Here is a 23,245-nt window from a genome sequence, read left to right as displayed (position 1 = left end):
AATGTACATGGATGCCCCTAGCCCGCCGTAGTGTGAAGGCTGCCCAGCAGCTGGAAGCGCGAGCTGCCTGTCCCCGTGGTGGACACTGAAACCGTCACGGAGTCCGTCCCCCGCACAAATCGAGCGGCTACAGCGTCCTGCGCAGCGGGGGCTTCCTCCGACCAGAAGCCGTGCGAAACCAGGGATTGACGGAAGAAATCGAGGACCTCGGCCCGCGGCTTGGCAAGGATACCGTCCGCAGTCACTTGGAGGATATTGCCCGACGTCGACACGGAGGTAGATCCTATGGTGGTCCCGGAGGGCAGAGTGAGGACTCCGTCAGGCCAGCCGTCCACCATTTCACCTGACGCACTGCCAGCTGCCGGGAGCGCGCCTGTGATGAGCGGGGCAGGCGCCGACGGCGCAGGTAAACCCGTGGGGGTGGCAGTTACCGGCGGGAGGACCTCCAGCGGTTTGGCGGTGGAAGGTCCGGAACCTCCGCCGTCGTCGTTCCCGGTTCCGTTTGTTTCGGTCCCGCCGGTACCGGTTCCACTGCCCTCAGCTCCCGACGCCGTACTGCCGGACGTAGACGTGCCGGCGCCCGAAGGAGTGGCACCCTGGCTTGAACTGGAGGATGGCGGGCTCTGCGCGGAGGTGGCACCCGGCTTTGCCATCTGGTCCAGCACTATGGCGACGGCGGCAATCAGCACGGCAAGGCAAATACCCGCGATGACCAGCCGCCGCGCCATCATGGCTTACCTGATCCGGAAGGACCGCTCAGGGGAAAGGTGGAGGCGTATTCAGGAAGTGTCACAGGTAGAACTGACGCCACCCACATTGTGGTGGCGTTGGCCTGCGCGATGGCGATTCGAAGCGCCAAGCTGTTCATGGGGACAGTCTGCCATTGCCACCCGGATTCGGGAACAGTTTTGGCTCTACCAACGTCCGTTCCGTGGCCGCGGCTGGCAGACGGGGCAAGTGTAGGAAGAGCGGTTCATGAACTGTTCCCTCTTCATGATGCTGTGCAGGCCCATTTCCTCACAGCGGCCACACAATTCTCCGGCCCGCCCATAGGCGTTGAGGGACCGCGCAAAGTACCCCGAATCGCCGTTGACGTTCACATACAGCGAATCAAAACTTGTCCCGCCAGCGGCCAACGCAGCGTTCATGACATCCTTGACCGCCTCCACCAACCGTTCGGCATCGGGACGGCGCAAGGTATCCGTCGCCCTGGCGTAATGAAGGCGCGCACGCCACAGGGCTTCATCGGCATAGATATTGCCTATGCCCGAAATGACTGATTGGTCCAGCAACGCCCGTTTCAGTCCGGTCTTCCGACTCTTGACCTTGCGGTAGAAGTCCTCAAACGAGAAGTATGGGTCCAGCGGGTCCCTGGCAATATGGGAAGCTTCCTCGGCGATTTCGGGCAGCGGCGTTTCGCCCAGCCCACCTGGCCCACCGTCGGGCGTCGGCACCAAGGACGTGACGAACAGGCCGCCGAATATACGCTGGTCGACGAACCGCAGTTGCTCCGGCATACCTTCTGCAGGACTGAGCCGGATCCTGACTTTGAGGTGCTTCTCGTCCTGGACGTGGGGGTCCTGCATCAGCAGTTGGCCGCTCATCCCCAGATGCGCCATCAGAGCCACCTTAGGGAGTTCTGCAGGAGTGGACTCCAGGGTGTTGTTCATGGCCAGCGGCAACCAGAGAAATTTGCCCCTACGGACGACATCCTGCACCGTGGCGTGTTCAAGGTTTCCGACGAAGTCTTCCGTCCCAAGGGCATGCCTGCGGATGGAACGTGGATCAAGGACATCAACGCCAGTGATGGAACGGCCACGGACCCAACGGGCCAGGCCACGGCGGACAACCTCTACTTCGGGAAGCTCAGGCATGGGAGTCAGTCGGAAGCAGGACCGGCAGTTGTGGCGTCCAGGGCCGTCAAGGCTCGCCAGGCGTCAGCGGCAGCTTCCTGCTCGGCTTCTTTTTTGGAGTGGCCGGAACCCCTGCCATAGGGTGTCCCACCGATGTTCAGCACGGCCTCGAAAGTGCGGGCGTGGTCCGGTCCCGAACCTTCTACGGCGTAGTGGATGGCCCCAAGTTGCCGGCTGGCGGTCAGTTCCTGAATGCTCGTCTTCCAGTCGGTTCCTGCTCCCAAGGCACCTGCATCCTTGAGGAGCGGTCCTACCAGGCGCATGACCAATTGGCGCGCAGTCTCGATGTCGTTCGAGAGGTACGTGGCACCGATCAACGCTTCCATGGTGTCAGCCAGGATTGAGGCCTTGTTCTTGCCATCGGTCAGCTTTTCGCCTTGCCCGAGGTAGATGAACTCCCCAACGCCGATCGACCGGCCAATTCCGGCCAGGGCGCGCGTGCTGACGACGGCGGAACGCCGCTTGGCAAGCTCGCCCTCCGGAAGCGAGGGATTCTCACGGTAAAGAGAATCCGTGACGGAGAATCCCAGGATGGAGTCGCCAAGGAACTCCAGGCGCTCGTTGGTGGGAATCCCGCCGTTCTCATACGCGTATGAGCGATGTGTCAGAGCAAGACGAAGCGTCTCGGTGTCAATCGAGACACCGAGACGCTTCAGAAGCTCTTCAGTTGAAGACATCCTTAGTCAGCCTGTACGGCAGATTAGGCGTCTGCGACCTTGCGGCCCTTGTATTCAAGGAACAGCGCGGTGCCGGCAGAGTCAGTGACGACCTTTGCCTGGTGCGGCAGGCTGTAGACAACCTGACCGTTTTCGATGGTCTTGACCAAGTTGGGGGCAGTTGCCTTCCACTGGGCACGGCGGGCGCGTGTATTTGCGCGAGACATTTTCCGCTTGGGAACAGCCACGGCTATCTCATTTCTCTCTTAGACGAACACTTACTAATCGGTTTGCCGGTCAGTCTTAGCCAGATCAGCTAGGGCAGCCCAGCGAGGGTCAATGACCTCGTGGTGGTGCCCCGGCTCGTCTTCCAGGCGCGCTCCGCATTCGGAGCACAGACCCTGGCAGTCTTCCCGGCACACCGGCTGGAACGGCAGCATAGTGACAACTGCGTCCCGCAACACCGGCTCAAGATCGATTAGATCGTACTCGACTCGACGTTGCTCTTCATCGTCTTCTTCGCCTGAAAGCTCAACACCTTCATAGAAGAAAAGTTCTTGCACATTGACCTCAAGGTCATACGCAAGGGGATCCAGGCATCGACCGCACTCGCCGGTTACTTCGACGAGGACAGAGCCAGATACCAGAATTCCTTCGTGTACGGCCTCAAGGCGAAGATCCAGCTCGATATCCGAGCCTTCCTTTACGCCAATGAGCGCCACACCAAGGTCACTTGGCGCAGGTACATGCTCGTTGAGTGTCCGCATGGTCCCTGGACTGCGTCCAAGGTCCTTGACTACCAGCGCCAAGGGCGAACTTGCATCTCGCTTAATGAGAACTCCTGTAGAACATATGACCGACGTACCATCTTAGCCTGATCACGCTTGAGGACTCAAACTGACGCCGGGCGCGCGCAAGCACGCGGTGGTTTCAGCTTGGGGCACTCCGCATGAAGCTGCGAGGTACCGGTCAAGCCTACCCTCTGCGGGGCTGTTCCGTTGCAGGCTCGCCAGCAAGGAGCCGCTTCAACACGGATTTGGGAACGAAGTCCGAGATGTCGCCGCCCAGGACATTAACCTCTTTGATCAGTGTTGAGGACAGATGGACGTAGTGGGCCTCGGCCGGAAGGAACACTGTTTCAACACCGGTCAGCTGACGATTCATGGTGGCCATGGGCAACTCGTAGTCAAAATCCGAGGACGAGCGCAAACCCTTGACGATCGCAGAAACGCCCCGGTGGCGGCAGTATTCGGCAAGCAATCCTTCGCCCATCGGTTCAACAATGATTCCGCGCAGGGAAGCCAAGGTTTCGCGTGCCATTTCCATCCGGTCTTCAAGGCTGAACCGGTACTTCTTGGTGTAGTTCGTGGACACGGCAACGATCACTTCGTCAAACAGGCCGGCAGCCCGGGCGATGACTTCGAGATGTCCATTGTGGATAGGGTCAAAGGATCCAGGGCATACCGCGCGTCTCATGAGACGAACCTACCCCATAGCGTTGCCGGGATACCATGGCTGACATGGCATCCGCAGGCAGCAGCAGCCCCTTTCTTGACATGAGCACAGGCACCAGCGCAGGCAGTCCCGCACCATGGCAACGGGCCGCCACCGGAGCAAACCTTCTGTCGCCCAACGGGGACTTGGGGGTAACCATCTTTGAGGAGATGACCACCTTGGCGATGTCCACGGGCTCCATCAATCTGGGCCAGGGATTTCCCGATGAGGACGGGCCGGCTGAGATCAAGGCTGCCGCCCAGGAAGCCATGGCCTCAGGGGCCAATCAGTACGCACCCGGCAAAGGCGTTCCCGCCCTACGGGATGCCATCGCAGCCCACCAGGGCCGTTTCTACGGGCTGAACCCGGACCCGGACACCGAAGTCCTGGTCACCACCGGTGCAACAGAAGCCATCGCAGCAACATTGCTCGCCCTTATCCAGCCCGGGGATGAAGTCCTGACGTTCGAACCTTTCTATGACTCGTACGGAGCCATCATTGGCATGGCTGGAGCCAAACACGTCACCGCTCCCCTGCTGGCTCCTGACTTCATGCCTGATCTCACGGCATTGGAGGACGCCTTCAGCAGCCGCACCAAGGTGGTACTCCTTAACAATCCGCATAACCCCACTGGCGCGGTCTTCCCGGAACTTGTCCTGGCGAAGATCGTGGACCTGGCTACCAAATACCAAGCAATCATTGTCAGCGACGAAGTCTACGAACATCTGACCTTCGGCGTGGCACACATACCCATCACGTCGCTGCCCGGCGCTGCGGAACGGACCATCACCATCTCTTCTGCCGGAAAGACGTTCTCCTTCACCGGCTGGAAAATAGGGTGGCTCACCGGGCCGGAGCATTTGGTGGCAGCCGTGCGCACCGTCAAGCAATTCCTTACCTACAGCTCGGGTACGCCCTTCCAGAGCGCCATCGCTGTTGGGCTGGGCCTTCCCGATGAGTTTTATACGGGCATCGCCAGCACGCTCCGCAACAAACGCGACATTCTTGCAGAAGGACTGCGCGCCGCCGGCTTTGGCGTCTATAACCCGAGCGGGACATACTTCATCAACGTCGACACGGCGCCTCTTGGCATCCGTGACTCTGTGGACCTCGCAAGGCGGCTGCCGGGACTGGTGGGAGTAGCCGCCATTCCCGTCCCGGTGTTTTGCCATCCGGAGGGAGCAGAGCGTACCCGCAGCTTGCTCCGCTTTGCTTTCTGCAAGAAAACCGAGGTCCTGGAAGAAGCTGCCGGACGCCTCGCCACGCTCAAGGACAGGCTCTGAAACCCGCAGGCCCGGCCCACCATGCCAGCCGCTTCCTTCGCACCACGGGGCAGCACGCAACCATCGACGCAGACCCGCTCGTCGAGGGCAGTTTTATCCTCAGCATTGGTGGGGCCGAGCAATCGCACGTCAACCTGGCAGATCCGGCAGACATCTTTTACGAGTACCTGCGCAGGATAGGGCACGTGGTGGACCTGGCCGCAGAGCCTGGATGCCCCATCAATGCCCTCCACCTGGGCGCAGGAGCCCTCACACTCGCCCGGTACATCCAGGCCATGCGGCCAGGCTCGGCACAATACGCGGTTGAGCTTGAGCGTGAACTCCTGGACTTCGTCCTCCAAAAGTTGCCCATGCCCGCCGGCACCGCCCTGACCACACACATCGGCGACGCCCGCGACGCATTGGCGGAGCTCCCCGCCCACGTGCGTTTCGACGTCGTGATTCTCGATATCTTTTCCGGGCCAGAGGCGCCGGCACACATTGCGTGCAGGGAATTCTACGAGGAAGCCGCCGCGCGGCTAAGCCCCCGCGGAGTGCTGATCGTGAACGTGGGCGACGAAGCAGCACTGACGCTTGTGCGCAGCCAGGTGGCCGCACTGCGGCAGGCGATGCCCGACGTCGCCGCCTTTGCGGAAACGGGCATGTTCGCCGGCCGGTACCCCGGCAACATCGTCCTGGTGGGCACCCGGAGTCCGTGGCCATCGGAGTGGACCACGGAACTGCTGGCGCGCGGTCCGCATCCTGCCAGTATCCTCACCGGCGTGGACCTTGACCGGATCACAGGCCACGCCTTTCCCAAGGGTTAAGCAGGCTCGGCGAACCACAACTTGGTCTCGCCATACTTCTTGTCGGCGAAGCATTCCAAGGACTCAGGCCAAGCGGGTTCGGGACTCCGCGAGCTCCGCTCCACTACCACTACGGCTGCGTCATCCAGGTGCGGGGCCAATTTGGCCAGCACAGCACTCAGCGCCGGCTCATCCAAGGGGTATGGCGGATCCAGGAAAACCAGATCCCACAGCTCAGCGTCCCCTGCCCGTTCCAGGAACGACTCCACTTTGGAGCGGTGGACCGAGACTCGCTTCCCGCCCAAAATCTGGTTCACCAGATCCGCGTTGCGTTGACAAACATCGCTGGCCTTGGCATCAAACTCCACCAGATCCACGCTGCGCGCACCGCGGCTGCCACTCTCAATACCCAAAGCGCCCGAACCTGCGTAGAGATCCAGGACCCTGGAACCATCAACCACGGATAAGGACTCCAGGCGAGAGAACAGCGCTTCCTTGACCCTGTCCGTGGTGGGCCGTGTGGCGGTTCCGGGGACGCTGGTCAGCGGGTTGCCTCCGGCGACGCCGGCGATGATACGGCTCACAGGCTTGCTCCATTCGCTGCTTCGCGTGGACCTCTAACCGCGTTCAAGGAACGCCTCCTTTTCCGGGTTCAAATACTCGTCGATTGCGACTGCAAGGGCCGGCTGTTGCTGCAAAGTGGGGTCTTCCGACACCAGACCTTGGGCGTCGCTGCGTGCCTTGGCAATGATGTCCTCATGGTCCAGGACCCGGAGGAGCTTCAGTGTGGATCGTCCGCCCGATTGCGAAGCGCCCAGGATGTCGCCTTCCCGGCGCAGCTTCAAGTCTTCCTGGGAGAGCTCAAATCCATCGGTGGTGGAAGCAACCGCCTCCAAACGACGGCGGCTGGGGTGGCCCGGTTCCAACGTGGTGACCAGCAGGCAGGTGCCCGGCAATCCACCACGCCCCACACGTCCACGCAACTGGTGAAGCTGCGAAATTCCGAATCGGTCAGCGTCCAGGATGACCATCAAGGTGGCGTTATGGACATCCACGCCCACCTCGATGACCGTGGTGGACACCAGGACCTTGGTCTGGTTGGCCGCGAACGATGCCATGGTGTCGGACTTCAGCTGCGGATCCTGACGCCCATGAAGCGGCGCAACAGGCACGCCAGCCAATGACGGCTCCTGCAGGAGACTCTCGACGACGGCCGTCACCGACGCCAACTCCCTCGCCGGGCCCTCATCCGCAAGGTCGGCGTCGCTTGGTTCCGCTTCACCGGGGCTGAAGTCGCCGTCGTCGTCCGAGCCGATCTTGGGACACACCACGTAGACCTGGTGGCCTGAATCGACTTCCTCACGCGACCGCTTCCAAATACGGTCCACCCAGCCGGGGTTTTCCGCGAGGCCCACTACGTGAGTGGAAATGGGGGCACGGCCAGCCGGGAGCTCATCAAGGATTGACGTTTCAAGGTCTCCGAACACCGTCATTGCCACAGTGCGTGGAATAGGCGTGGCCGTCATCACCAGCAGGTGCGGCGGCCGTTGCGCCTTGGCCCTCAAGGCATCGCGCTGCTCCACGCCAAAGCGGTGTTGCTCATCCACCACAATCAAGCCGAGGTCCTGGAAACTTGTTTTGTCGCTCAGCAGGGCGTGCGTGCCGATCACGATTCCGGCATTCCCCGAGGCAGCATCCAGCATGGCCTGCCGGCGCGCAGCCGTGGGCATGGAACCCGTCAGCAGGGTGACCTGCACCGCCTCCTGCGCTGAATCTCCGCCGAGCATGCCGGTGCCACCAAACACATGGTCGCGTGCCAACTCGCCCAAGGTCCGGCGGATGGAGTGGAAATGCTGCGCCGCCAAGACCTCCGTGGGCGCCAGCAAAGCAGCCTGTCCACCAGCATCCACCACCTGCAACATGGCCCGTAAGGCAACGATGGTCTTGCCGGAACCAACCTCGCCCTGGAGCAGCCTGTTCATGGGGGTGTCCCGCCCCAGCTCTTCAGCAAGTGTTTTCCCGACGGCGGATTGGCCGGCTGTCAGCGTAAAGGGCAGGCTTTGGTCGAACTTGCCCAGCAAACCGCCAGCGATGGGCCGGCGGGCAGTGGCTTCCTCTGCGGCCAACTGGGCACGTCGACGCGCAAGGGCAGTCTGGAGCACCAGGGCTTCCTGATAGCGAAAACGCTCCTGTGCACGCTGCCAGTCCTTGGCGACCTCCGGTGAATGAATCAACCTGTAGGCCTCGGCAACACTCAGAAGTCCATCCCTGGCGACGATTTCGACCGGAAGGGGGTCCTCCAGCGCATCCAGGTCCAGGGTCTGAAGCAAGGCGGTGATCACTTTGTGGATGGACCAGCTGGTCAGCTTGGCAGTTGCCGGATAGACCGGGATTGGCATGGCCGCGAGCTTCTCAGGATCCACGGACCCCTCTGCCCCGGGATCCTCGTCAAGCAACAGGAAATCCGGGTTGGTCAGGCCAAGGGCACCACCGTATCGGGTCACCTTGCCGGAGAACATCGCACGGCGCCCAGCCAGGAGCTCTGCCTTAGCCCGGAATCCGTTGAAGAAACTGACTTTCAGAGTGCCCGGAACGCTGCTGCCACCGGCCTCGTCCGTCACCACAACGTCAGTGATCGAGCCGCGGCGCGCCCGCATCTGGCGTGTGCTGTTGGACAGGACCCGGGCGATGAGAGTGACTTCTTCATCCAACGGAAGGTTGCTGATGGGCGTCAGCTCACCGCGGCTCAAGTAACGACGCGGAAAGTAGTTCAACAAGGCACCTGTGGTCTTGAGCCCCAGGTGCTTTTCGATGACAGCCGCAGACCTCTTGCCTATCCTGCGTTCGAGGGGTAATTCCAGCTCAGTGGTCATACCGTGACTGGCCTGTACTACCGTTGGCTTGCTTGCCTGCTGACTCGTGTGGAGCCGCTTCCTGACCGTTTTCGCGGGGAAGGGCCAACTGGCTGACGGCGATGTCCGTGGGCTCGCCCAGGGATCGGATCAAGGCTACGGCCGGCTCCGGATCCGGAACGTGCACATGAACCCGCCACCGATAGCTCGGTTCTGCCGTTGAATCGTCGTCATCATCGGGGCCTTGCGCATTGCCCACCTGGCTCATGATCACCGAATCGCCCATCTCGTCCAGCCGCTGCCGGAGGATTGCCGCATTCAAGGGAGACAAGCTGATGGTGCACATGACTTCCACGCCGTCATCGGCCGGCATGTGCTCGTGGATGTGGGGGTCCTGCAGTTTGTAGCCGTGCAGGCCGTCCAGGAGTTCGTCCTGAAGTGCCTCACCCAGAACAGCAGAGCGGAGGCAGTCCAGCACCAGCAGCATGCCCACGCCTCCAGCGTCCACCACGTGGGCCTCATGCAGCTGCGCGAGTTCATCTTCCGTCCGGACAACAGCCTGGAAAGCTGCCTCCACAACAGCATCGAGCGACGTCCCCAGTGCGTGGTTGCTGTCGTCGGAATTTTGGGCGGCGTCCACGGCCTGGGCCGCATGGGCGGCCGCTTCCAGGACGGACAGCATTGTGCCGGCAACGGGCTCACTCAACGCAGACCAAGCCCGGATCTGGGCCCTGTTCAGGGCAGTGGCCAGCAGGGGTGCGCTTAGCCGGGATTTTCCGGCCAACGGCTCGGCGGCCGCACACAAAAAGACGGCAAAAAGCGTGCCGGAGTTGCCCCGCGCTTGCTCCATGGCCGCCTGGCCGGCACGGGAAAGTACTGCGCCAACATCGTTTCCGGCTTCGGTGGCGTCCGTCGCCGCGCCCTCAAGCGCGGAAACGGCCGCCCGGACCGTGAGGTACAGGTTGGTGCCGGTATCGCCGTCAGCGACCGGGAAGATATTAATCGCATTAAGGCGGTCGCTGTGGTTACCCAGGACCACCTCCGCCTTGCCGAGCCAACGTTTCATGGCGTGCGCATTCGCGGCGATCTTAGTCTGCAAAGTGATCCCATCCAACGGTGTCAGCAGCGTGTCCGGCAATCCGGACGCCGGTGCCTGGCGGCTCGACAACGGCTTGAACTGAGCCTATCGCAGTGAAGCCCTGTGGCAGCTGAATGCCGGCTGGGAACGTGGCAAGCAAACCGTGGTCCTCTCCCCCACCCAGAACCCAGGGCATTGCCTCCCTGCCCAGCAGGGCAGCAGCCGGCTCCAATGCAGCAGCATGGATCTTCAAAACCACGGGATCGAAATCCAGGGCCACGTTGCTGGCCGCGGCCAGTCGACTGCCGTCCCGCAGCAGACCGTCCGAAATATCCAACATTGCCGTGGCACCGGATCGGGCAGCCACAGGGCCAGCTGCCAAGGGAGGCGACGGCCTGCACTGACTGTCTATGAAGGCCTTCGCGTCGCTGCTGAGACCTTCCATGGGAATGTCGCTTTCCAGCAAGGCCCAGCCGGCAGCTGCACGGCCCAGCGTCCCGGCTACCGCGATGGTGTCGCCGGGTTTTGCCCCGGAACGCAGTACGGGAGCCAACCCGTCAAGAGTCCCGACGACGGCGACGGTCACTGCGAGCTCGCGGCCCCGGCCGAGGTCACCGCCGGCCACTGAACAGTCCGGAGCACCCAGGGCGATGATGGCCGCCGTCAGACCGTCAGCGAAGGCCTCTACCCAGTCCACGGGAGTTTCCGGCGGCATGGTCAGGCTGACAACCAATGACGTGGCACTGCCGCCCATGGCGTTGATGTCACTGAGGTTTTGTGCAGCGGCTTTCCAGCCGACGTCGTACCCGCTGGTCCGGTAGCCGTTGTTCCACTCCAACCGGAAATCCTGATCCTGGGTCTGCGTATCGATGGAGATCAAGGTTCGGCCGTCCGGAGCGGCAACCAACGCAGCGTCGTCGCCCGGCCCCAAAAGAACGCCGGGGCTATGGTTCAGGCGCGGAAAGATCCTGGCCAGAAGCTCAGATTCGGAGAGGTCCTGGACGGTTAAAGGCACTGTGGCGCCCGAAAGCACTGCATGGCTCAAGGGCTCTGTGGGTCTGAATTGTTCTGCGGGCACGGAACTACGCTATCGCGATCCACCGACAAGATTGTGCCGCTGCCCAACTCCGGAAGCCGACTGGAAATGTGACCGGGGCTCCGCGAATCTGCCGGGGATGACATGCGGGATAGGCTGGATGAATGCACCAAAAGACCCTCCGCCGGACTGCCCTGGCAGTTTCATTGGCCTCTGCGTCCATCATCGCTTTGTCGGCCTGTTCACCCGCCGTTGATGTCACTGCCGCGGCTGACGCCGCCAATCCTGCCTGTGCCCCCATGATGGTGGCACTCCCTGACCAGATCGGCGACGCCGCCCTCCGCAAGACCAACAGCCAGGCCACCGCGGCTTGGGGCGACCCGTCCCAGGTGATCCTCCGGTGCGGCGTCAATGTGCCCGGCCCCACCACGGACCGTTGCGTGAGCGTCAACGACATCGACTGGGTCATCAAGGAAGGCGACCCCGTCTACACCTTGACGACGTTTGGCCGGGAACCTGCCACCGAAATCCTGATCGATCCGGTCAAGTTGGAAGCAGCCAACATCAGCTCCGCAACAGTCCTGACGGAGCTTGCCGCTGCTGTGGGAAAAATCAAAGCCACCGGCAAGTGCGTTGGCCAGGAAGACCTGCAGAACCTGCCCTCCAGCAAGTAGGCCTCTAGCGCAAACCGGTCTTGCGGGTCAGTGCCAGGTGAATGAGTTCATCAATCAGCTCGCCATAGGCCAAACCCGAGGCCGCCCACATCTGTGGATACATGCTCTTCGGCGTGAAGCCCGGCATGGTGTTGATTTCATTGATGACCAGTTCACCCGCCGGGGTATAGAAGAAGTCCACCCTGCTGAGTCCTTCAGCTCCCACCGCGTCGAAAGCGACAGCCGCAAGTTCGCGCACACGGGCGATTGCTTCGTCTGGCATGTCGGCCGGGCAGCTGAGTGCCGCAGCACCGTCTTCAACGTACTTGGCAGCGAAGTCATAGAACTGGTGCTCCCCGGCAGCCACTGCGATTTCACCGGGCATGGAGACGCGCGGTGTATCCGTGCCGCGGCCTTGGAGCACAGCACACTCGATCTCGCGGCCGACTATGCCCGCTTCGATGACCAGTTTCAGGTCGTGACGGCGCGCTTCCTCAACGGCAGCGTCCAGTTCTTCCATCGAGTCGACCTTGGAAATTCCCATGGAGGACCCGGCACGGGCCGGCTTGACGAATACCGGGAACCCAAGCTTGTCCACCCGCTTTCGGACAGCCTCGGCGTCTGTGAGCCAGTCGCGGTCCGTGACGGCAATGTACGGCCCCACGCTCAAGCCGGCGGATTCAAACACCACCTTCATGAAATGCTTGTCCATTCCCACCGCAGAGGCCAGCACGCCCGCGCCCACGTAGCGGGTGTCGGACAGTTCGAGCAAGCCTTGGATGGTTCCATCCTCGCCCCATGGCCCGTGCAGCAACGGGAAGACCACATCTACGGAACCTAGTTCCTGCGGAACGGCATTGGGCTCGGTGACAATCAGTTGGTGCTCACCGCCCACCTCCGCCAGGGTCACTGTCTTTCCCGACGGCGCTACCTCAGGAAGTGCCGCGGAGCTGAGGGACCATTGGCTGGTGTCGCCCGACGCCAGGACCCATTGCCCCGACTTGGCGATGCCGATGGGAATGACCTCGTACTTGGTCTTGTCGATGGCTCCCATGACGCCGGCAGCCGTGACACAACTGACGGCGTGCTCGCTGGAACGACCGCCAAAAAGGATCGCTACGCGGGGACGGCTGCCTGCAATGCGGGGAGATTCTTCAGTCACTATCAGTAGTCGCCTTCGGACTTCAGTGCCCGGGCCAGCAGTCGCGGGCCCAGATCATCAACGGACATTCTGCCTTCCAGAACTGCCACAACGGCAGCTGTGATGGGCATTTCGACATTCAGTTTGCCGGCCAGCTCGTGCACTGCAGGACCGGACTTGATACCTTCAGCAGTCTGCGTCATGTGCTCGGCCACTTGGTCCAGGCTGAGTCCTTCGCCCAGCAACCGGCCAGCCGTGTGGTTCCGGGAGAGGGCCGAAGAACAGGTGGCCACGAGGTCGCCCAGTCCGGCAAGGCCGGCCATGGTGTGGGCTTCCCCGCCGAGGGCCAACGCCAGCCGGGAGGTTTCAGCCAGTCCCCGGGTAATGACCGATGCCTTGGTGTTGTCACCCATCTGGCGGCCTTCGCAGATACCCACGGCCAAGGCAATCACGTTCTTGACGATCCCGCCGATCTCCACACCCACAACGTCGGTGCTGGTGTAAGGGCGGAAATACGGCGCCGTGCAGCACAAAGCGATGGCGGCAGCCGTTTCGCCGTCGCTGCAGGCAACAACGGACGCGGTTGGCTGCTCCCTGGCAATCTCCATCGCAAGGTTGGGGCCGGAAACCACGGCTACACGCGACGCCGGGAACCCCAGCTCCTGGGCTATGACTTCGCTCATCCGCGCGTCAGTACCCAGCTCCAGGCCCTTCATCAGCGACACAACCACGGCATCAGGCGCCAGCAACGGCTTCCACTCGCCCAGTTGGGGCCTCAGGGATTGGGCGGGGACAGCCAGGACCACCATGCCTGCGTCCTTCAGGACCGCTGCAACATCCGTCGATGCAGTAATCGATCCCGGAAGCTCAATGTCTTTCAGATACTGCTCATTGCGGTGAAGCGAATTGATCTGCTCCACTACCTCGGCCCGGCGTCCCCAGATCCGGATGCTGCGGTCAACACCGGTGGCGGCGGCAGCGTCCGCCAGGACTTTGGCAAACGTGGTACCCCACGACCCCGCCCCCAAAACAGCTACGACGTTGGGCGCGTCAACAGGACTCTGGAGACTTGTCATTGACTTTCCTCCGTATCCGGGGCATCGGCGGATCCCCGCTCAACGAAGCGGCCGTGCTTGGATTGTTTGTGAACTGCCGGATCCCAACGCTCAGACGGAGCGGTCTCGCCGCGGAGCGTTTCCAGGAGCGCCGTGATGGCGTCCATGATGACGTCGGTTGCCTCGGTCAGCGTTGCCCTGTCCAGGGGCCTGTCCGCAAAGGCACTCAGGTCCACCGGCTCGCCGACCAGCACGCGTGCGGTCTTGCGGGGGAATACATGGAAGCGTTTGGCATAGCGGGGAAAAACCTCGTGGGCACCCCACTGAGCCACCGGAACCACGGGCGCACCCGTCTGCAGTGCGAGGCGGGCGGCACCGGTATGCCCCTTCATCGGCCACAGGTCAGGGTCCCTGGTGAGGGTTCCCTCCGGGTAGATGATGATGGCGCCACCGGCGTCCACCACCTCCTTGGCGATTTGCAGCGATCGGTTCGCCCCCGCCGTCGAGCGTTCAACCGGGATCTGGTTGGTCGAACGCAGCAGGGCGCCCAATACAGGAACCTTGAAAAGGCCGGACTTCGCAAGGAAGTGCGGCGGGCGTTTTTGGTTGTACACCATGTGCCCCACCACGATGGGGTCGATCTCCGTGCAATGGTTTGGCACTGCAATGAAGCCGCCGGCGGGCAGCTTTTCCAGGCCCTCCCACTTCTTGGACATCAGGATGTTCATCAATGGGCGCGCGAGGCCCGCCAGCAAGATGAACGTGGCACGGCTCTTGGCCGATTCCTTCAAAGGATCCCCCGCTACTTGGTGGTGGTGATATCGAAGTCGGCGCCCAGGCCGGCCAGTTTCTCGGTGAAGCGCTCGTAGCCGCGGTTGATGATGTCAATGCCTGTGACCCGCGATGTGCCCGTGGCAGCCAGCGCCGCAATGAGGTGACTGAACCCACCCCGGAGGTCCGGAATGTCGATGTCGGTACCCCGGAGTGGAGTCGGACCGGAAATCACGGCGGAGTGAAGGAAGTTGCGCTGTCCGAACCGGCACGGAACGCTGCCCAAACACTCGCGATGTACCTGGATGTTGGCGCCCATGCGGGCCAGCGCGTCAGTAAATCCGAAGCGGTTCTCGTAAACCGTTTCGTGAACGATGGAGACGCCCTCGGCCTGCGTCAAGGCGACCACCAACGGCTGCTGCCAGTCGGTCATGAACCCAGGGTGCACGTCGGTCTCCAGGACGAGCGGTGAAAGTTTGCCGCCCTGGTGGTAGAAACGGATTCCATCGTCCCCGATGTCCATCCCGCCGCCCACTTTGCGGTAAGTATTCAGGAAGGTCATCATGTCGCGCTGGGAGGCGCCCTCAACGAAAATGTCGCCACGGGTGACCAGTGCAGCTGAGGCCCAGGAGGCGGACTCGTTGCGGTCCGGGAGCGCGCGGTGGTTATAGCCACGCAAATCCTTGACGCCCTCGATGCGTATGGTGCGATCAGTCTGGACGCTGATAATGGCGCCCATCTTCTGCAGGACCGCAATGAGGTCGATGATCTCCGGCTCAGTTGCCGCCCCGATAAGTTCCGTGATGCCCTCAGCGCGGGTCGCGCTCAGCAGGACCTGCTCGGTGGCCCCAACGGACGGATATGGAAGGGAGATCTTGGCGCCGTGCAGGCCGTGCGGAGCGGAGATATGGATGCCGCCGGGGCGCTTCTCCACCACTGCCCCGAACTGGCGAAGCACGTTGAGGTGGTAGTCAATGGGCCTGTCGCCGATCTTGCAACCACCGAGGTCAGGAATGAAAGCCTCCCCGATCGCGTGGATCAGGGGCCCGCACAACAGGATGGGAATCCTGGAATCCCCGGCGTGCGCGTCAATGGCGGTACTGGACGCCGTCTTGGCATCTTTGGGGTCCAAGGTGAGGTCACCTGATACCGGGTCCTTGACGACGGTCACGCCGTGCAGCTGCAGCAGGCTGGTGACAACCTCTACATCCTTGATTTCCGGCACGTTCCTCAGCACCGATGGTTCACTGCCCAGCAACGCCGCCACCATGGCTTTGGGCACCAGGTTCTTGGCACCGCGAACGGTCACTCGCCCTGTTAACGGGACGCCACCGCGGATTGTCAGAACACTACTCATCTATACCGGTTTCCTCACGACTACTCGCCCCCCAAACTTACAAAGGCTCCAGCTAAGCATAGAAGCTCGCGTTACCGAACCGAAATGGACCCGCCCCGCGCCACAAGGATCCGGCACCCGCAGGAGCCCCACGAAAAAGGACCGCCGAGCCCTCCTTTGGGGCTTCGGCGGTCCTCTTCCAGCGCAATCCGGCTGCTTCAGCAAACGCTACTGGGCATCAACTTTCGCTGGGAGCGTCTTGGGCTTAAAGGAGGGACGGGTGGCCTCGTAGGCGGTGATGTCTTCCTCGTGCTGCAAGGTCAAACCGATGTCGTCGAGCCCTTCCAGGAGGCGCCAGCGGGTGTAATCGTCAATGTCGAAGGGAGCCACAACGTTGCCGCACTCCACCGTCTTGCTGACCAGGTCCACCTTGACCTCGGTACCGGGATCGTTTTCGAGGACCTTCCAGATCAGTTCAATGTCGTCCTGTGCAACCTGTGCTGCCAGCAACCCCTGCTTGCCCGAGTTGCCACGGAAAATGTCGGCGAACCGGGAGGACAGGACAGCTTTGAAGCCGTAGTCCTTCAAAGCCCACACAGCATGCTCACGGGATGATCCGGTGCCAAAATCGGGCCCGGCCACCAGCACGGAACCAGCAGAAAACGGTGCCTGGTTGAGAATAAAGGACTCATCCTTGCGCCATGCTGCGAAGAGGGCGTCTTCGAAGCCGGTGCGCGTGATGCGCTTGAGGTACACAGCGGGGATGATCTGGTCGGTGTCCACGTTGCTCTGGCGCAGTGGTACACCGATGCCGGTGTGGGTTGTGAATGCTTCCATGGGATCCTCCTAGACTGCGATTCCGGTCAGTGTGCCTGCGGGGGCGGACTCAAGATCCGACGGCGAGCTCAGCGTGCCGCGGACTGCCGTGGCCGCGGCCACTACGGGTGAAACCAAGTGCGTGCGGCCGCCCTTGCCCTGGCGCCCCTCGAAGTTGCGGTTGGACGTTGATGCGCACCGCTCCCCCGGCTCCAACTGGTCCGGGTTCATTCCCAGGCACATGGAGCACCCGGCGAATCGCCATTCAGCACCGAATTCCTTGAATACCTTGTCCAGGCCCTCAGCCTCGGCCTCCAGGCGGACGCGGGCGGAGCCCGGAACAACCAGCATGCGGACGTTGGGGTCCTTGGCCCGGCCGCGGATGATGTCCGCAGCAGCACGCAGATCCTCAATGCGGGAGTTGGTGCAGGAGCCCAGGAAGACGGTATCCACGCGGATGTCTTTCATGGGTGTGCCGGCCTCAAGGCCCATGTACTGCAGCGCACGCTCGGCAGCAGCCTTCGCATTCTCGTCACCGAAATCTTCCGGGGACGGGACCTTGGCTGAGAGGGAGACGCCTTGGCCGGGGTTGGTGCCCCAGGTGACGAACGGTTCCAGGGTATCGGCGTCGAGGTCCACCTCAACGTCAAAGGTGGCGTCGTCGTCCGTGTGCAATGTATTCCAGTACTCGACGGCGGCATCCCAGTCCGCCCCTTCGGGCGCGTGGGGGCGGCCATGCATGTAGTCGTAGGTGATCTGGTCCGGAGCCACCATGCCGGCACGTGCACCGGCTTCGATGGACATGTTGCAGATGGTCATTCGGGCGTCCATGGAAAGCGCCCGGATGGCAGAGCCGCGGTATTCCAGAACGTAGCCCTGGCCGCCACCGGTTCCGATCTTTGCGATGACTGCGAGGATGATGTCCTTCGCCGTCACGCCGGGGCGCAGGGTACCTTCAACGTTGATGGCCATAGTCTTGAAGGGCTTCAGCGACAACGTCTGCGTGGCCATGACGTGCTCAACCTCGGACGTACCAATGCCCATGGCCAGCGCACCAAAAGCGCCATGCGTGGAGGTGTGGGAGTCGCCGCACACTACGGTCATTCCGGGTTGGGTCAGCCCCAACTGGGGTCCCACGACGTGCACGATGCCCTGTTCCTTGTCCCCCAGGGAGTGCAGGCGAACACCAAACTCCTTGCAGTTGGCGCGCAGGGTTTCGATCTGGGTGCGGCTGGTGAGGTCGGCAATCGGCTTGTCGATGTCCAGCGTGGGAGTGTTGTGGTCCTCCGTGGCGATGGTGAGATCGACGCGACGCAGAGGCCGTCCGGCCAGGCGCAGGCCTTCGAATGCCTGCGGTGAGGTGACTTCATGAACGAGGTGCAGGTCGATGAAGAGAAGATCGGGCTGGGCATTGGCTCCTTCGCCTTCACCCTTGCGCACTACGTGCGCGTCCCAGACTTTCTCGGCCAGTGTTTTTCCCACGGCCTTGCTCCCTTCACTGCGGTTGGATGGTCGTCATCCACTGAACTGTTCTTCTTCCACTGAACCAGCACGGTTGCGAAATAGGCCAGTGAAACAACTTGCATCTCAGATATTGAGACGGCAATATCATTACATGGACAATTCTAGTGGAGTCGGTGTCATTGATAAAGCGGCCCAGGTACTCGATGCCCTCGAGGCCGGGCCCACGACACTCGCGCAACTTGTAGCGGCAACGGGCCTGGCCCGGCCTACGGTTCACCGGCTCGCGCTGGCCCTGGTTCACCACCGCCTGGTGAGTCGGGACATCCAAGGACGGTTCGTGCTCGGCAGCCGGCTGGTGGAACTGGCATCCGCTGCAGGTGAAGACCGGCTCATCGCCTCGGCCGGCCCTGTCCTCATCCAACTGCGGGACGCCACGGGCGAGAGTGCCCAGATTTTCCGCCGGCAAGGCGACTGGCGCGTCTGCGTGGCCTCGGCCGAACGGCCCATCGGTCTTCGCGACACCATTCCGGTGGGTACGCAGCTCTCCATGAAGGCCGGCTCCGCCGCCCAGGTCCTGCTGGCCTGGGAAGACCACGACCGCCTGTTGGAGGGGCTCCAGAACGCCCGCTTTACGCCCACCGTCCTGGCAGGAGTACGACGCCGGGGCTGGGGTCAGAGTCTGGGCGAACGCGAGCCGGGGGTCGCTTCGGTTTCCGCTCCAGTGCGCGGACCCTCCGGGCGGGTCATCGCCGCTGTATCAATTTCCGGCCCCATTGAGCGCCTCACCCGCCAGCCGGGCCGATTGCATGCCGAGGTTGTCTGTAACGCCGCCCGGGTACTCACCGAGGCCCTGCGCAAGAACAACGACTAACATGAACAGCTACGCCGTATTCCTCCGCGGAATCAACGTGGGCGGCATCAACATCAAGATGGCCGATCTCAAAACCGCGCTCCAGGACTACCCGTTCAGCAAGGTCAAGACCTTGCTGGCCAGCGGAAACGTTGTCCTGCAAAGCGAACTCGGCAGCAAGGACGTCAAAGCACAGTTTGAGGCGTGCCTGCGGAAAACCTTCGGCTACGACGCCTGGGTGGTGGTGCTCACGGCAGCCAGGGTTGCCGAACTGGTCCAGGCCTGCCCCTACCCCGCTGACGACAAGGCCACTCACAGCTACATCACTTTGGCATCAGACACTGCCATGCTGGATGAACTCTTCGAGGCCGGCGAGGACCTGGGCAGCGTGGAACAGGTGCGTCTGGGCCCTGAAGCGTCCGCATGGTTGGCCCCCGCGGGCGGCACGCTGGACAGCCCATTCAGCAAGCTCTCCGCGAAGGCACGCTACAAAGCCAGCACCACCACCAGGAACCTGCGCACGCTTATCAAGGTCAGCGACGCAGCAGCGGCCCTCTAGGCCGAGCGCGCCGCTTTCAACGCGGCGTTGAACGCCTTCAGGCGTGTGATCTCTACGTCCACGGGTTCCACGATCCACTTCTCAGCCACCACTGCCACCGCAGATTTCAGGCGCTTCGCCGCACCGGACGCCCGGGCTCGCGCCGCCCATCCACCCAAAATACGGCCCGCAACCGCCAGGGCGATTCCCAGCGCGACTCCCCCAGTCACCATCAGCGTGGGCCATGGCCATCCTTCAGTGCGCGGAACTTCCGGGACGGGCATCTGGAAATAACCCAGCGCGGCCAGCACGCCGAGCCAGCCCAAGCCACCCACTGCAAGCAGCAGCGCGAGCCACTGCAAAGTGTTGAAGAGAACCCACCACAGCGGACGCTTGGTGGCCTTCAGGTCCGTTCCCGCAATGGCTTGGTCCAGTGCATCAGGCAATTGGCCGCGGCCGTCCCTGGCCACACTCCGGATGGCGGCACGCCATGGACCTGGAGCGCCAGCGGACGCTTCATCGGCGAAATCCCTCACAGCTGCGTCAGTTCGCGCACGTTCAGGAGCGCCAGCAGGGGGCAAGGACGTCCGGTTCAGTTCGGGCCTGGTATCCCCCCTGCCCAAATTCAATCTCCGCAACGGATCAGGACGGAAGCGCAGTAACCACCGCGTTACCGGCCAACCCGTCCTGCGGGCCGACTCCCTCGCGAAAGATCGCTGGACGGCGTCCACTACCACGGGCACGTTCGCCGCCGTCGCCAATTCAGACGCCAGGCGGGCCCTGGCACCTCCATGGATGCCCCGGGCTTCCCCTTCCCCGGAAACCGCCGCGAGTTCGGCGGCCGCCTTCGCAACGTCGGCGGCCAAACGCTTGGTGGTCGCCTCCCGCTGGACCACGACGTTCCTGATGGCCCCGCGGACGGCAGGGACGCCGTCGCCCGTTACAGCCGATGTACCCAGCACCCGAACAGCGCCGAGACCATCACGCGCCAGGATCCCTTCCAAGGACAGCATCACAGCAGATGCATCGGCGGCACTCAGCGTGTCCACTTGGTTCAAGACCACCAATGTGACCGCGCCGTGGGAAGCCATGGGCCGCAGGAAATCATTGTGCACTGCGGCATCTGCATACTTTTGCGGGTCCAATACCCACACCAGGACGTCCACCATGCCCACCATGCGTTGGGCGATTTCCCGGTTCTCCGCCCTGGTGGAGTCGAAGTCCGGCAGATCCAGGAGCACCAGTCCGGTGTCTGCGTCGGCCAACCCCGGAACAGGTGGCAGCGTGTGACGCTCTTTCACGTCCAGCCAGTCCAGCAGTGGTCCGCTGCCATCCTCGCCCCAGATACCGGCCAGGGGTTGGGACGTCGTAGGACGCCGCGCCGTCGCGGTGGCCAGACCGCTTCCGGACACTGCATTGAACAAGGACGATTTACCGCTGCCGGTTGCCCCGAAGAAGCCCACCACGGTATGCCCCGCGGACAAGGAGCGCCGGGACGTGGCACGTTCCAGGACCTCGTATGCGGAGTGGAGTGCATCATCCGGGAGAACGCCTTCAGCGAGCTCACGGGCAGTGTTGAGCGCCTCAAGCCTGCGCTGCAATTGCGAGGATTCGCGGACCTGGCTATGCCGGCTCATGCGGCTCCTGCCAAGCTGCGAAGGGCCTTGGCATGCCGGAATAGTTCAGTGCCTGAGCGTGGATGGGCTGCAGCTAGGCGGCTGAGGAATCGCTCTTTCTCATCATCAAGAAGCCGCTGGCACTGCGTGTGGAGGTCGTCCCTGGCTTGTTGGGCAAGGCGACGAACGGCGTCCTCGCCAAACACAGCCTCCAGCAGCTTCTGGCCCACCACAGCAGTTCCACCCGCGATGCCGATCTCCAAACCACTCAGGCCTGCCGTCATGGAAAACACCACCACCATGAGCGCAGCGCCGAGCCCGTTGACGCCGAAGGAGAGCCAGCGGGCCTGGGTTCTTTTCCCCTGTCCCTGCGTGCGGATCATCTCCATCAGACCTTCCTGCCAGGAGCGGATGGCAGCAGCGGCCTTCGCGTCAAAGCCATTGCCGGTTCCAGAGAGATCGTCGGCGCCGAGCAGATGTCGGCCGGCAGTATCCGAACGCCATCGCCTGTCCACGTTCTCAGCTGCGGTGGCGGCTTCGTCCAGAATCACAGCCTGCAGCCCCGTCTCGATGGCGGTCTCGACCTTCACCGCGGGCGCGGGTTCACCCCGGAAGAACGCCCCCACCCGATCCCTCATGCGGCCAATATTCTGTTCCAGGGCCCTGAAGAATTCCCCGGTCCCCACGAAATCCTGCCACCGCGCCAGCACCTCACCCCGAAGCAGCGCTCCATCCTTGGTGGCGTCGAGGATCCGGATGAGTGCCTGCTCATACTCATGGAGACAGCTCGACTCAAGTTCGCGCGCCGCAAGGTCCTGGGCCGCCGCTGCAGCCGCGATGCCTTCCATGCGGATACTGACGGCGTTGACTGCGCCATTGAGTGTTCGCCTGGCCACATCCGCCCGTCCCCCGGCGTTCGCGGCCAAGGCCCCCAACCAGTGGCGCAAGGGTGCCACCGATTCCTCAGGCAGCATTCCGAGGTCATCCAGCGGGCTCTCCGGAACGACGAACAGCTTCGCGGCCCCCAGCCCCTGCCGGTCCAGCATTGACTGCAAATCGGTCCTGACTTCATTCTCTGCGGCGGGCGGCACCCGGTCCAGGACCACGGCAACCGTGATGTCGCGGGAAGCCGCGTCCAGGAGCAAGCGCCACGGGACGGCGTCGGCGTATCGGTTTGCTGTGGTGACGAACACCCAAAGGTCCGCAGCGGCCAGCAGTTGCCCCGCCAGCCTCCGGTTGTCATCAGAGATCGAGTCGACGTCCGGCGCGTCCAGCAGAGCGATGCCTTGAGGTACATGGTGGTGCCCCACAAGCACCAACGACGTGATCGCTTGGGCATCCGGGGCGGCGCCTGCCTGATTGGCAGGCACGGGGCTCGCTGATACGTTCCCGCGGATACGTTCCAGGCTCGGCAGGATGCGGTGCCCTTCAAACCACCCCGCGTCTTGGGGGTGGTGCAAAAGGATAGGCTGGCGGGTCGTGGGCCGGATGGCGCCGGCACGTGTCACCGGATAGCCAACCAGCGCGTTGACCAGCGTGGACTTACCCGCGCCGGTTGAACCGCCGACGACGGCCAGCAGCGGTGCGTCCAGGCTGCGGTACCGGGGAATCACGTAATCGTCCAACTGCGCGAGAGACTCCCGGATCCAATGCCGGGCCTCCTGCGCTTCCGGCACGGCGAGCGGAAGCGTGGTGTCCGCAAGCTCCGTACGGGCAGCTTCCAGGATATCGACGGCGGCGGCCGCACCTTGGCTAAGGGCCGCAGCGTGGTCAGAGGGGGTTGCCCGGATTGCGGCGGAGTCTTCGTTTGCGGTCACAGCATCATCATGCCAGCCGGATCGCTGCCATCAGCGCTGAGGCGGGCGGAAGAGGAAAAAAGAAATCCCCCGGAACCGTGGTTCCGGGGGA

At 62.8% G+C, this 23,245-nt stretch carries 23 protein-coding genes; 5 read left to right on the top strand and 18 right to left on the bottom strand.

From position 1 onward, the window contains the following. Nucleotides 1-17: 17 nt before the first annotated feature. From BLW08_RS05815 to coaD, 6 genes are all read right to left on the bottom strand, one after another. On the bottom strand, nt 18-731 hold the full coding sequence (locus tag BLW08_RS05815; protein WP_091323839.1) for a hypothetical protein: 714 nt from the start codon (nt 729-731) through the stop codon (nt 18-20). A 183-nt stretch (nt 732-914) separates the two neighbouring features. Continuing rightward, nucleotides 915-1,874, bottom strand: a complete 960-nt coding sequence (gene mutM / locus BLW08_RS05810) for a bifunctional DNA-formamidopyrimidine glycosylase/DNA-(apurinic or apyrimidinic site) lyase (protein WP_090818907.1) — start codon at nt 1,872-1,874, stop codon at nt 915-917. 5 nt (nt 1,875-1,879) lie between these two features. Beyond that, on the bottom strand, nt 1,880-2,590 hold the full coding sequence (rnc, locus tag BLW08_RS05805) for a ribonuclease III (protein ID WP_090818904.1): 711 nt from the start codon (nt 2,588-2,590) through the stop codon (nt 1,880-1,882). A gap of 23 nt (nt 2,591-2,613) precedes the next feature. After that, nucleotides 2,614-2,817 (bottom strand): 50S ribosomal protein L32, encoded by a 204-nt coding sequence (rpmF, locus tag BLW08_RS05800; protein WP_090818901.1) that lies wholly within the window; start codon nt 2,815-2,817, stop codon nt 2,614-2,616. 33 nt (nt 2,818-2,850) lie between these two features. After that, nucleotides 2,851-3,378: a YceD family protein gene (locus tag BLW08_RS05795; protein ID WP_090818898.1), complete on the bottom strand. Its 528-nt coding sequence runs from the start codon at nt 3,376-3,378 to the stop codon at nt 2,851-2,853. Between the two features lie 166 nt (nt 3,379-3,544). Beyond that, the gene (gene coaD / locus BLW08_RS05790) at nt 3,545-4,045 is read right to left on the bottom strand and encodes a pantetheine-phosphate adenylyltransferase (protein ID WP_090818893.1); all 501 of its coding nucleotides are present in this window, start codon (nt 4,043-4,045) and stop codon (nt 3,545-3,547) included. An 80-nt stretch (nt 4,046-4,125) separates the two neighbouring features. Here coaD and BLW08_RS05785 point away from each other — a divergent pair, with 80 nt between their 5' ends. After that, the gene (locus tag BLW08_RS05785; protein ID WP_254779719.1) at nt 4,126-5,346 is read left to right on the top strand and encodes an aminotransferase class I/II-fold pyridoxal phosphate-dependent enzyme; all 1,221 of its coding nucleotides are present in this window, start codon (nt 4,126-4,128) and stop codon (nt 5,344-5,346) included. Then, entirely contained in the window at nt 5,343-6,152 is an 810-nt protein-coding gene (locus tag BLW08_RS05780; protein WP_175538598.1) for a spermidine synthase, read from the top strand. Before BLW08_RS05785 ends, BLW08_RS05780 begins: the two co-directional genes overlap by 4 nt. Here the strand turns inward: BLW08_RS05780 and rsmD are convergent. The 4 genes from rsmD to thiL are packed head-to-tail and all read right to left on the bottom strand — an operon-like array spanning nt 6,149 to nt 11,106. Then, entirely contained in the window at nt 6,149-6,715 is a 567-nt protein-coding gene (gene rsmD / locus BLW08_RS05775; protein ID WP_090818885.1) for a 16S rRNA (guanine(966)-N(2))-methyltransferase RsmD, read from the bottom strand. The genes BLW08_RS05780 and rsmD overlap by 4 nt on opposite strands. Before the next feature lie 33 nt (nt 6,716-6,748). After that, on the bottom strand, nt 6,749-9,004 hold the full coding sequence (locus BLW08_RS05770) for an ATP-dependent DNA helicase RecG (RefSeq protein ID WP_090818882.1): 2,256 nt from the start codon (nt 9,002-9,004) through the stop codon (nt 6,749-6,751). Beyond that, nucleotides 8,994-10,049, bottom strand: a complete 1,056-nt coding sequence (locus BLW08_RS05765; RefSeq protein ID WP_091323836.1) for a DAK2 domain-containing protein — start codon at nt 10,047-10,049, stop codon at nt 8,994-8,996. The genes BLW08_RS05770 and BLW08_RS05765 overlap by 11 nt, the downstream gene beginning before the upstream one ends. A 22-nt stretch (nt 10,050-10,071) precedes the next feature. Next, entirely contained in the window at nt 10,072-11,106 is a 1,035-nt protein-coding gene (gene thiL, locus BLW08_RS05760) for a thiamine-phosphate kinase (RefSeq protein WP_090818877.1), read from the bottom strand. Between the two features lie 155 nt (nt 11,107-11,261). Between thiL and BLW08_RS05755 the strand changes: the two genes are divergently transcribed. Next, on the top strand, nt 11,262-11,771 hold the full coding sequence (locus BLW08_RS05755) for a DUF3515 family protein (RefSeq protein ID WP_090818873.1): 510 nt from the start codon (nt 11,262-11,264) through the stop codon (nt 11,769-11,771). 4 nt (nt 11,772-11,775) lie between these two features. On the opposite strand, the gene BLW08_RS05750 is transcribed toward BLW08_RS05755, so the two are convergent. The 6 genes from BLW08_RS05750 to leuC form a co-directional block, all read right to left on the bottom strand. After that, entirely contained in the window at nt 11,776-12,915 is a 1,140-nt protein-coding gene (locus BLW08_RS05750) for a D-alanine--D-alanine ligase family protein (protein ID WP_091323834.1), read from the bottom strand. Then, a complete protein-coding gene (locus BLW08_RS05745) occupies nt 12,915-13,967 on the bottom strand; it encodes an NAD(P)H-dependent glycerol-3-phosphate dehydrogenase (protein ID WP_091323832.1) in 1,053 nt (350 codons plus the stop codon). Before BLW08_RS05745 ends, BLW08_RS05750 begins: the two co-directional genes overlap by 1 nt. Then, complete coding sequence (locus tag BLW08_RS05740; RefSeq protein ID WP_090818864.1) at nt 13,964-14,737, bottom strand: lysophospholipid acyltransferase family protein; 774 nt, start codon at nt 14,735-14,737, stop codon at nt 13,964-13,966. Before BLW08_RS05740 ends, BLW08_RS05745 begins: the two co-directional genes overlap by 4 nt. Before the next feature lie 11 nt (nt 14,738-14,748). Then, nucleotides 14,749-16,074: a UDP-N-acetylglucosamine 1-carboxyvinyltransferase gene (murA, locus tag BLW08_RS05735; protein WP_090818861.1), complete on the bottom strand. Its 1,326-nt coding sequence runs from the start codon at nt 16,072-16,074 to the stop codon at nt 14,749-14,751. Nucleotides 16,075-16,281: 207 nt separating this feature from the next. After that, nucleotides 16,282-16,890 (bottom strand): 3-isopropylmalate dehydratase small subunit, encoded by a 609-nt coding sequence (gene leuD, locus BLW08_RS05730; RefSeq protein ID WP_090818858.1) that lies wholly within the window; start codon nt 16,888-16,890, stop codon nt 16,282-16,284. A gap of 9 nt (nt 16,891-16,899) precedes the next feature. Beyond that, a complete protein-coding gene (gene leuC / locus BLW08_RS05725) occupies nt 16,900-18,351 on the bottom strand; it encodes a 3-isopropylmalate dehydratase large subunit (RefSeq protein WP_090818856.1) in 1,452 nt (483 codons plus the stop codon). Nucleotides 18,352-18,484: 133 nt separating this feature from the next. On the opposite strand from leuC, the gene BLW08_RS05720 reads away from it, so the two are divergent. Continuing rightward, entirely contained in the window at nt 18,485-19,204 is a 720-nt protein-coding gene (locus BLW08_RS05720) for an IclR family transcriptional regulator (protein WP_014922101.1), read from the top strand. Between the two features lies 1 nt (nt 19,205). After that, nucleotides 19,206-19,742 (top strand): DUF1697 domain-containing protein, encoded by a 537-nt coding sequence (locus BLW08_RS05715; protein WP_090818853.1) that lies wholly within the window; start codon nt 19,206-19,208, stop codon nt 19,740-19,742. Here the strand turns inward: BLW08_RS05715 and BLW08_RS05710 are convergent. Together BLW08_RS05710 and BLW08_RS05705 are read right to left on the bottom strand one after the other, a co-directional pair. Further along, complete coding sequence (locus BLW08_RS05710; RefSeq protein ID WP_091323829.1) at nt 19,739-21,358, bottom strand: GTPase; 1,620 nt, start codon at nt 21,356-21,358, stop codon at nt 19,739-19,741. The genes BLW08_RS05715 and BLW08_RS05710 overlap by 4 nt on opposite strands. Then, complete coding sequence (locus BLW08_RS05705) at nt 21,355-23,127, bottom strand: dynamin family protein (RefSeq protein WP_091323900.1); 1,773 nt, start codon at nt 23,125-23,127, stop codon at nt 21,355-21,357. The genes BLW08_RS05710 and BLW08_RS05705 overlap by 4 nt, the downstream gene beginning before the upstream one ends. Nucleotides 23,128-23,245 lie beyond the last annotated feature (118 nt).

The sequence above is a fragment of the Arthrobacter sp. cf158 genome, from assembly GCF_900106835.1.
GTDB lineage: Bacteria > Actinomycetota > Actinomycetes > Actinomycetales > Micrococcaceae > Arthrobacter.
Note: the sequence above shows the minus strand (reverse complement) of the source record. Positions and strands in the feature narration are given on the sequence as shown.

Excerpts from the sequence above, each read along its gene's own strand:
- BLW08_RS05815 (WP_091323839.1), bottom strand. The coding sequence starts at position 731 with ATGATGGCGCGGCGGCTGGTCATCGCGGGTATTTGCCTTGCCGTGCTG.
- mutM (WP_090818907.1), bottom strand. The coding sequence starts at position 1,874 with ATGCCTGAGCTTCCCGAAGTAGAGGTTGTCCGCCGTGGCCTGGCCCGT.
- rnc (WP_090818904.1), bottom strand. The coding sequence starts at position 2,590 with ATGTCTTCAACTGAAGAGCTTCTGAAGCGTCTCGGTGTCTCGATTGAC.
- coaD (WP_090818893.1), bottom strand. The coding sequence starts at position 4,045 with ATGAGACGCGCGGTATGCCCTGGATCCTTTGACCCTATCCACAATGGA.
- BLW08_RS05785 (WP_254779719.1), top strand. The coding sequence starts at position 4,126 with ATGAGCACAGGCACCAGCGCAGGCAGTCCCGCACCATGGCAACGGGCC.
- BLW08_RS05770 (WP_090818882.1), bottom strand. The coding sequence starts at position 9,004 with ATGACCACTGAGCTGGAATTACCCCTCGAACGCAGGATAGGCAAGAGG.
- BLW08_RS05765 (WP_091323836.1), bottom strand. The coding sequence starts at position 10,049 with ATGAAACGTTGGCTCGGCAAGGCGGAGGTGGTCCTGGGTAACCACAGC.
- BLW08_RS05755 (WP_090818873.1), top strand. The coding sequence starts at position 11,262 with ATGCACCAAAAGACCCTCCGCCGGACTGCCCTGGCAGTTTCATTGGCC.
- BLW08_RS05745 (WP_091323832.1), bottom strand. The coding sequence starts at position 13,967 with ATGACAAGTCTCCAGAGTCCTGTTGACGCGCCCAACGTCGTAGCTGTT.
- murA (WP_090818861.1), bottom strand. The coding sequence starts at position 16,074 with ATGAGTAGTGTTCTGACAATCCGCGGTGGCGTCCCGTTAACAGGGCGA.
- leuD (WP_090818858.1), bottom strand. The coding sequence starts at position 16,890 with ATGGAAGCATTCACAACCCACACCGGCATCGGTGTACCACTGCGCCAG.
- BLW08_RS05720 (WP_014922101.1), top strand. The coding sequence starts at position 18,485 with ATGGACAATTCTAGTGGAGTCGGTGTCATTGATAAAGCGGCCCAGGTA.
- BLW08_RS05715 (WP_090818853.1), top strand. The coding sequence starts at position 19,206 with ATGAACAGCTACGCCGTATTCCTCCGCGGAATCAACGTGGGCGGCATC.
- BLW08_RS05710 (WP_091323829.1), bottom strand. The coding sequence starts at position 21,358 with ATGAGCCGGCATAGCCAGGTCCGCGAATCCTCGCAATTGCAGCGCAGG.